Consider the following 8,756-nt stretch of genomic DNA (forward strand, 5'->3'; position numbering starts at 1 on the left):
TGGGGCGGGCGGCACCGCGTCGGCGGGCTGTGGGGCGGGCGGCACCGCGTCGGCGGGCTGTGGCTCGGCGGGCCACTGCGCCGCCGGGCCGGGCGCGGCCGGCTGGTAGGCGGGCGGCAGCGGCGGAACCGTGCTCTGCGGCACCGGCGGCGGCGTCCAGCCCTGCGACGGCTGCGCGCTCCCGGGGGTGTCCGAAGCGGTGGGCACGGCGGGGGACTCGGCGGCCGCGTCGGCCTGTGGTACGGCGGGCGCGTCCGTCTGCGGCGCGGTGGGCGCGGCGTCCGAGGAGGGGGAACCGGACTCACCGGTGCCCTCGGAGTCCTCCGAGGCCCCGGCGGCGGGGGCCGGGGGCGTGATCCCCGCCCCGGCGGCCTCCGAGGGTACGGAATCACCGGAGGGCCCGGCCTCACCCTCGCCTCCTTGCGCCGCCTCTGCCGCCGGGCCGTTGTCTCCCGCGGCACTACCCGGGGCGTCGGCCACCGTGCCCGCGTCCCGCGCGGCGGAACCCGCGCCGCTTGCGGCACCGGTGCCGTCCTCGGCCGCCGGGGTGCCGGGCCCCTGGGGCTCGTCCGACGCCGAAGCGGCGGCGCCCGCCGGAGGCGGGGTCAACTCGAAGTCGCCGGCCTCCCCTGACTCCGGCTCCTGGGTCGAGGCGCCGGCCGCGGCGGCCCCGACGTCTCCTGCGGCCTTGCCCGCCGCGGCGAGATGCTCGAACTCCCGCTTGAGCGCGACCGGGGAGAACCGCATCGTGGCGCCAGCCTCCACGCCTCCGCCCGAAGGCTCGGTCTCGGGCGCGTCGGCCGGCGGCGTCCACACGGGAAAGCCGTCGTCGGACGCGGCGTCGGGCACCCCGCCGACCGGTTCGCCCGGCACCGGAGGCGCGGCCGCCGGTGGAACGGCGGGCGGGGGCGGGGCCACGCCAGCGTCTGCGGAGGGAGCCGGCGGTGCGGGGGCAACGGGCGCCGACGGCACGGGCGCTGACGGCACGGGCGCCGGTGGAACGGGCGCCGGTGGCGCGGGCGGAACAGGTCCGGCCGGAGCCTCCGCGGAGGCCGCCGTGTCCGCCGCACCCCCGGACGCATTCTGCGTGTACCAGGCGGGTGGCGCGTAGTCGATGGTGAACTCGCCCGTCATGTCGGTGGCGGACTCGGCGTCGGACTGGTCATCGTCGGGTGAGGCCCAGCCCCCGCGCATCCCGTTCCGATCGCTGTTCACAGTTCCTCCTGGTGTGGTCGAGCACCCTCATGCCGTGCTGGGGCGACCGCTCTCGTTGTACGAAGTCGTCCGACGCCGTCCGATTTCGCCCGGCAGTCCCCCTGGGGCGCGGACGGCCCGCCGCAGGTTCCGGTGGGGCGCCCACTCCCAGCCTAATCACCACGAGCGCCCCCACGGCAGGTCTGTCCGTCCCTCCGCACCAGCCCTGCGGGCCGCAACCCGCCCGCATCTGACGGGCGTTCGGAAACCTGCCGTTCACCGACCGGGCGCCACCGGTGAACAAACCGGGCGAAAGGCGGGAGCGAACCGGTCGCAACCACCGCAGGAACGGCGGCGGTCAGGGCCCGTCGATCCGCTGCCGCTCCCGCTCAGTCCATCCTCCGTGGCGTACCCAACAATCCGGTCTCGGCATCAGTCGGCCGCGTCACCACATACTGCCGGTCGCGAGCGCCACACCACAGGGTGACGCCGTCCTGCAGGGTCGGCAGGGCTTCGACATCGGCCCCGGGCAGGCCCAAGTTGCGCCCCACCTCCGCCGCCTCGTCCGGCGGGACCCGCTGCACCCCGACGAGTCGCGCCTGCCGCATCAGCCGCGAGACGAAGACCCCCCGCCCCGCGGGCATCGGCCGGGGCCGCACCCCGCCGAGGAGGTCCCACTGCGCGACCGGGCCGGTCTCGGGCGCGATGAGCGGGGTGGCGAGTGCCTGCGCGCCGAGGCCGACACGGACCTGGCGAAGTCCTCGTCGCCCGTGCGCCGTTGCCATACGCGGCTGTCCTCGGCGACCAGGGCCCACAGCTGGCGGGGGAGGGGTGGAGGTGGTACTGGGCGTCGCGCTGCGTCCTCGCGGTGTCCAGGACGGCGCGCCGGGTCTGCGCCAGATAGCTCGGGTAGTCGTGGCGCATGTCCGCCAACTGTCCCTGGGAGCCGCGTCGGAAGCGGACCACCATCGCGACGGACACGGCCACCGTCGACGCGATCATCACCATGCCCGTGATCCTCATGACCGGCTGCCCGCTCGTGAAGAAGGAGACCACCGAGCCGCCCGTGCCGAGTGTCGGCAGCAGTTGCATCAGGACGCTCTCCTGATGCCCCGCGGCAACTCGGGCGGAGGCTGCAGGACGATCTCGCCCGTGGGCACTTCGGACGGCAGCGCCCGAGGAGGGCGCCTCACGACGATGTGGCTCACTGCTGACCAATTCCCTCGGTGGCCCCGAGAGTTCGTCCGCCACCCCGTGCCAGGCGGACGCAGGCCACCGCGTGATCCTACTGACTCCACGGGGGACGAGGGGGCGGTAGGGTGCCGGATGTTCGCGTGCGCATACGCGAGTCGGGCCGGAGGACCGGCGCATCCCGTGAGACCCGGAGCGGCGCGAACCGCTGTGACGGCACGACGACGGCGCCCTTCTCGCCGAGTGACCGGCCGTGCGGCGCGACGGTGGTGCAGGAGTTTCACATCGCAGACGCAGAACCATCACTGAGGGGGAGCAGCAGGTGAGTATGACGGCCTCCGCGGCGGCCACCGGAGGAGGGCCCGGTACGGAAGCGTCTTCCGGGGCGGGCACGGGGCTCGGCTTCTGCCGGGTCACGACCGTCGCCCCCGACAGCCGGATCGACGTGGCGCTGCCCGACGACATCCCGGTCGCCGACAACTGCCCGGAGATCCTCAGGCTCTCCCAGCAGCGCCCCGCCGAGGGCGCTCCCGTCATCGTCCCGCGCCGCGGCCTGACGCGTTTCTGGGGACGCTTCCTGGAGATCGCGGAGAGCTTCGTGCTGCTCACGCTGGTGCCGCTGGCGCTCGCCGTCTTCGATGTGTATGCGACCGTCCGGTCGATGACGAGCTGACCTGGCCCACTCCGAGCGTCAACACCTCTGATTTCACGGCTCGATGGCCGCCGAAGGGCGACAGCCGTCGACGAAGGGACTTTCTGCGTGAGCTTCGGACCGCCTCCATCCATGTACACACAGTCCGCCTTGTCGGTGGACGGCCGACGCAAGAAGCGCCGAATACGGCTGTTCGGTGCGGGAGCGGCCATCCTGCTCGCCGTGGTGTGCGGGGGCGGCTGGCTCTTGCTGTCCGGCCGGGGCGAGGATGCGACGGCGCGGGACAAGGCGTCGGCCGCGGCCCAGAGCCCGGATGAGGTCAGGGAGACCGTCGAGAGGAGGCCCGCGAGTACGGCGGGGCGGATGGCGTTCCGGTTCTCCGTCGACGACCTCAGCCCCGGCGAGTCGTACGACATGCCCGGCATGTGGGCGACGGACACACTTCTCGTCAAGGGAATCAACCGCTCGCTCGTCGCCTTCGGGATCGGCAAGGACGCCAAGCCGGGAGACGAGTCCTGGACGCTCAAGTTCCCCGGCCCGATCTGCGGAACGACCCGGCATGTGACCGTCGACGACCGCACCGCCGTTCTGTTCAAGTCCGCCACGACCCGCGGGGCCGTGTGCGACCACGTGGCTTTCGTCGACCTCGACACCGGCAGGAAGCTCTGGGAGGCGCGGTACAAGACCACGAGCACTGGCGCCGACGGCGACCCGATGGGAGTGACCCTCACGCGATCCACGGTGGCCGTGTCCTGGGGTGAGGGTTCCGGGGCGTACGACATGGACACGGGAAAGAAACTCTGGTCGTCCATACGCTCCGACGGCTGCCAGGACGCGGGCAACGCCGGCGGAGGCGCCCTGCTGATACGGGTCGACTGCTGGTCCAAGGACACCGAGACGTGGTCGTACCGGGTGTGGAGGCCCGACCCTCGAACGGGCAAGGTCCTGTGGACCTACCGGATTTCCGACAACATCAAGGACGTCGGCCTGCTGTCCGCCGAACCACCCGTCCTCGCCGCGGCGGCCGGAGACATCGGGTTCACCGACCTGATCTCCCTCGACGACAAGGGCGGATACCGCGCCACGATCCGGCTGAAGGGCGGCACCTACCTGGCCAAGTGCGCGGATCTCGGGGCCTACAACGCGATCGACGACTGCCCCGGGACCGTGGTCGGCGACGGTCAGGTCTTCCTCACGAGCCGGGAGGATTCTGATGCGGTGATCGAGGACAACTCGAACTGGATAACCGGATTCGACCTCGCGACCGGCAAGACGACGAAGAAGTTCGAGTCGGGCCGCAGCCAGTTGCTCTACCCCCTGCGGATGAGCGGCGGTCAGCTCCTCGCCTTCCGGTCCAGCGCGGACGGCATACGGCCGTACGGAGTCGTCAGTCTGGATCCGCGGAGCGGCAAGGAGACCCCGTACTTCTACTTCGGCCTGCCGAGCGACGCGCAACTGATGACGGACCTGAATCTCGCCGATGTCGTGGTGCAGAACGGGCGGCTCTTCTTCGGGATGAAGAAGGCCGAAGGCCCGGGCGAGGACGAGCAGAAACGCTGGATCTGGCTCGTGCTCGGCGTCGAGGCGGTCAAGCCCGGCACCTGATTCGAGCAGCGGGGGCCTGCGAAGGACTATGGGGTGTTTCGAAAGTCCCGCACAGCACCCACGGCGCCCGGCACGCTCCCCCAAGCTCTTCGAGCAGGGGGCACCCCCACTCGCCGCACCGGCCGAAAGCCCAAGTACGTCCAGTACGAGGGCTTCCGGCCGGCACACCGGGGGCACGCTCTCCCACGCCCGGCTCCGCTCGCGCGGGCGGTGCCCCTACGATGCCGCTCCTTGACGGGTAAACGCTGCCTGCCGGGGCACTAGCCGGTGCAGGCGCCCGGGCTTGCAAGCCGTCGCCGCGCCCAACGGTCACTGCGCGGCGTCGGTCTCCAGCCCCCCGTTGTGCGGCGCCGGCTCCAGATCGAACTCCCCGTCCCGCGCACCCAGCACGAAGGCCCGCCACTCCGCCTCCGTGTACCGCAGCACGGTGTCGGGGTCCAGGGACGACCTCATGGCCACGGCGCCGCCCGGCAGATAGGCGATCTCGACCCGCTCCTCGTGCTCCTCGGTCCCCGGTGCGCTGTGCCACTCGACCCCCGAGATGTCGAGGGCGTAGAGCTCGTTCTTCTCCCGCTCCTTGCGTTCCCTGACGTTCTTCTCCAGCGCATCGGCCATGGTGGAGTGGTCCTTTCGCGATGTGCCACCGAGCGACCGACCACATTACTGGTGGTCGCCGGACGCCGTCTGCCGGTGGACGGAGACGACGGTCCCGTAACAGAGTGTCACACGGCTGTCACGACTCTGGCAGCCATGCCCATGCCATCATGCGGCGCCACTGCATTCCCGGCCATGACTCTCGACCTGGCGTACGCGGGCCGCGGCCGGGGGACGGCGCGGCCGGTACCACTCCCACTGCCACCACGGCAGCACGGGCGGCGGAGGAACGACATGGCCGTGCGTCCCGGTCGCCGTCCCGGTCGCCGTCGTGGTCGTCCTCGTCGTCCTCGTCGTCCTCGTCGTCCGGGCGGTCAAGCGATCGACGGCGGACGACCGAGCGGTGTTCCGGTCATACCCGTCCCCTCGGCCGGCGTGCGCGGGCGGGCCGCGGACAAACGCGTCCGCCCAGGCTGGTACGCTGTGGGACGGCCGTTTGTGTACGTACCTCCGGAACCCGCCCCCAGTCCTGCACCAGGGGCGTCCAGGGATCTGGAGGCCGCGCCCAGCGGATCCCGCCTCCCGAGTCACGGAAGCTCCCCTGAGAAGACGACCAGGGGCACTCGGTGGCACTCCGAAGACCACGAGGAGTACGCGTGTCGCTCGACGCCGCTACGAAGAAGCAGATCATCACCGAATTCGGTACCAAGGAGGGCGACACCGGCTCCCCCGAGGTCCAGGTCGCGCTGCTGTCCCGCCGCATCTCCGACCTGACCGAGCACCTCAAGACCCACAAGCACGACCACCACTCCCGCCGTGGTCTGCTGATCCTGGTCGGCCAGCGTCGCCGCCTGCTGCAGTACCTGGCCAAGAAGGACATCCAGCGCTTCCGTGCGCTGGTCGACCGCCTCGGCATCCGCCGTGGTGCGGCGGGCGCCAAGTAAGACGCCGTGGAGGGAGCGGTTCCCATACGAAGGGAGCCGCTCCCTTTGCTGTACGTGCGGACTGTCACCGCCGCTTTGTAGTGTGGTAGCACAACGCAATACCTACGACCCAGACGCAGTGTGACAGTGCCCGGACCTGCCGGGCGCCGTCCCGCACACCGAACGAGGAGAAGCGCACCTCGCCGCCGCCGGTCCTCGGTAGTGGCCCCCGGGGGGAAGCGAGCCCCGGGTGCTTCGATCGAAGACCGGCCCGCACCAGACGGAGCGCTTCTCCGCCACCGTCCCCCTGCCACACGGGCAGCCCAGGGACGAAGACGAGGAGAAAACGCTAGTGGAGAACGAGACCCACTACGCCGAGGCCGTCATCGACAACGGCTCATTCGGCACCCGCACGATCCGCTTCGAGACGGGCCGCCTGGCCAAGCAGGCCGCCGGCTCCGCCGTCGCGTACCTGGACGACGACACGATGGTCCTGTCGGCCACCACCGCGTCCAAGAACCCCAAGGACCAGCTCGACTTCTTCCCGCTGACGGTCGACGTCGAGGAGCGGATGTACTCGGCCGGGAAGATCCCCGGTTCCTTCTTCCGCCGCGAGGGCCGCCCCTCCGAGGACGCCATCCTCACCTGCCGGCTCATCGACCGCCCGCTGCGCCCCTCCTTCAAGAAGGGCCTGCGCAACGAGATCCAGGTCGTGGCCACGATCATGGCGCTCAACCCCGACCACCTGTACGACGTCGTGGCGATCAACGCCGCGTCCGCGTCCACCCAGCTCGCCGGCCTGCCCTTCTCCGGCCCGATCGGCGGCGTCCGCGTCGCGCTGATCAACGGCCAGTGGGTCGCCTTCCCGACGCACACCGAGCTGGAGGACGCCGTCTTCGACATGGTCGTCGCCGGCCGTGTCCTGGAGGACGGCGACGTCGCGATCATGATGGTCGAGGCCGAGGCCACCGACCAGACCATCAAGCTCGTCCAGGGTGGCGCCGAGGCGCCTACCGAGGAGGTCGTCGCCGCCGGTCTGGAGGCCGCGAAGCCCTTCATCAAGGTGCTGTGCAAGGCCCAGGCGGACCTCGCCTCCAAGGCCGCCAAGCCGACCGCCGAGTTCCCGATCTTCCTCGACTACGAGGAGGACGTCCTGGAGGCGCTGACCGCCGCCGTCCGCCCCGAGCTGGCCCAGGCACTCACCATCGCCGGCAAGCAGGAGCGCGAGGCCGAGCTCGACCGCGTCAAGCAGCTCGCCGCCGAGAAGCTGCTGCCGGAGTTCGAGGGCCGCGAGAAGGAGATCTCCGCCGCGTACCGCTCGCTGACCAAGACCCTGGTCCGTGAGCGCGTCATCAAGGAGAAGAAGCGCATCGACGGCCGCGGTGTCACCGACATCCGCACCCTGGCCGCCGAGGTCGAGGCCATTCCGCGGGTGCACGGATCGGCCCTCTTCGAGCGCGGCGAGACCCAGATCCTGGGCGTCACCACGCTGAACATGCTGCGCATGGAGCAGCAGCTCGACACCCTCTCCCCGGTGACGCGCAAGCGCTACATGCACAACTACAACTTCCCGCCGTACTCCACCGGCGAGACCGGCCGCGTCGGCTCCCCGAAGCGCCGCGAGATCGGCCACGGCGCCCTCGCCGAGCGCGCCCTGCTCCCGGTCCTGCCATCGCGCGAGGACTTCCCGTACGCGATCCGCCAGGTCTCCGAGGCCCTCGGATCCAACGGCTCGACCTCCATGGGCTCGGTCTGCGCCTCCACCATGTCCCTGCTGAACGCCGGTGTGCCGCTGAAGGCGCCGGTCGCCGGCATCGCCATGGGCCTGATCTCCCAGGAGATCGAGGGCGAGACGCACTACGTGACCCTGACCGACATCCTCGGCGCCGAGGACGCCTTCGGCGACATGGACTTCAAGGTCGCCGGCACCAAGGAGTTCGTGACCGCCCTCCAGCTCGACACCAAGCTGGACGGCATCCCGGCCTCCGTCCTGGCCGCGGCCCTCAAGCAGGCCCGCGACGCCCGGCTCCACATCCTCGACGTGATGATGGAGGCCATCGACCGGCCCGACGAGATGTCCCCGCACGCCCCGCGGATCATCACCGTCAAGATCCCGGTCGACAAGATCGGTGAGGTCATCGGCCCCAAGGGCAAGATGATCAACCAGATCCAGGAGGACACCGGCGCCGAGATCACGATCGAGGACGACGGCACGATCTACATCGGCGCCGCCGACGGCCCGTCCGCCGAGGCCGCCCGCGCCACGATCAACGGCATCGCCAACCCGACCATGCCGGAGGTCGGCGAGCGCTACCTGGGCACGGTCGTCAAGACGACCACCTTCGGCGCATTCGTCTCGCTGCTCCCGGGCAAGGACGGTCTGCTGCACATCTCGCAGATCCGCAAGCTCGCCGGCGGCAAGCGGGTGGAGAACGTCGAGGACGTGCTCGGCGTGGGCCAGAAGGTCCAGGTCGAGATCGCCGAGATCGACTCCCGTGGCAAGCTCTCCCTCATCCCCGTGATCGAGGGCGAGGAGAAGGAATCCGACAGCGGTGACGCCGCTGCGGCGAAGGACGACGCAGCCAAGTGACGTCGCG

The 8,756-nt window shown here is 70.9% G+C and carries 6 protein-coding genes and 2 pseudogenes; 4 read left to right on the top strand and 4 right to left on the bottom strand.

The window, feature by feature from the left end; all coding sequences use genetic code 11:
• The 3 genes and pseudogenes from ACFSL4_RS22050 to ACFSL4_RS22060 form a co-directional block, all read right to left on the bottom strand.
• The coding region (locus ACFSL4_RS22050) for an SCO5717 family growth-regulating ATPase (RefSeq protein WP_381085556.1) at positions 1-1,215 on the bottom strand (1,215 nt) is incomplete at its 3' end.
• A gap of 368 nt (positions 1,216-1,583) precedes the next feature.
• Positions 1,584-1,808: pseudogene (locus tag ACFSL4_RS22055) on the bottom strand (hypothetical protein); the annotation flags it as partial.
• Between the two features lie 51 nt (positions 1,809-1,859).
• Positions 1,860-2,402: pseudogene (locus tag ACFSL4_RS22060) on the bottom strand (type VII secretion protein EccC); the annotation flags it as partial.
• Positions 2,403-2,707: 305 nt separating this feature from the next.
• Between ACFSL4_RS22060 and ACFSL4_RS22065 the strand changes: the two are divergent.
• Both ACFSL4_RS22065 and ACFSL4_RS22070 read left to right on the top strand, forming a co-directional pair.
• Positions 2,708-3,058, top strand: coding sequence for an EsaB/YukD family protein (locus ACFSL4_RS22065; RefSeq protein ID WP_381085559.1), 351 nt, complete (start codon positions 2,708-2,710; stop codon positions 3,056-3,058).
• 111 nt (positions 3,059-3,169) lie between these two features.
• A complete protein-coding gene (locus tag ACFSL4_RS22070) occupies positions 3,170-4,642 on the top strand; it encodes an outer membrane protein assembly factor BamB family protein (RefSeq protein ID WP_381085561.1) in 1,473 nt (490 codons plus the stop codon).
• 309 nt (positions 4,643-4,951) lie between these two features.
• Here the strand turns inward: ACFSL4_RS22070 and ACFSL4_RS22075 are convergent, their stop codons facing one another.
• A complete protein-coding gene (locus tag ACFSL4_RS22075; RefSeq protein WP_381085564.1) occupies positions 4,952-5,257 on the bottom strand; it encodes a DUF397 domain-containing protein in 306 nt (101 codons plus the stop codon).
• 635 nt (positions 5,258-5,892) lie between these two features.
• On the opposite strand from ACFSL4_RS22075, the gene rpsO reads away from it, so the two are divergent.
• Positions 5,893-6,180, top strand: coding sequence for a 30S ribosomal protein S15 (gene rpsO / locus ACFSL4_RS22080; protein WP_100571636.1), 288 nt, complete (start codon positions 5,893-5,895; stop codon positions 6,178-6,180).
• 331 nt (positions 6,181-6,511) lie between these two features.
• On the top strand, positions 6,512-8,749 hold the full coding sequence (locus ACFSL4_RS22085) for a polyribonucleotide nucleotidyltransferase (protein WP_381085568.1): 2,238 nt from the start codon (positions 6,512-6,514) through the stop codon (positions 8,747-8,749).
• The last annotated feature ends 7 nt before the right edge of the window (positions 8,750-8,756 follow it).

The sequence above is a fragment of the Streptomyces caeni genome (assembly GCF_042678285.1).
Classification (GTDB): domain Bacteria; phylum Actinomycetota; class Actinomycetes; order Streptomycetales; family Streptomycetaceae; genus Streptomyces; species Streptomyces caeni.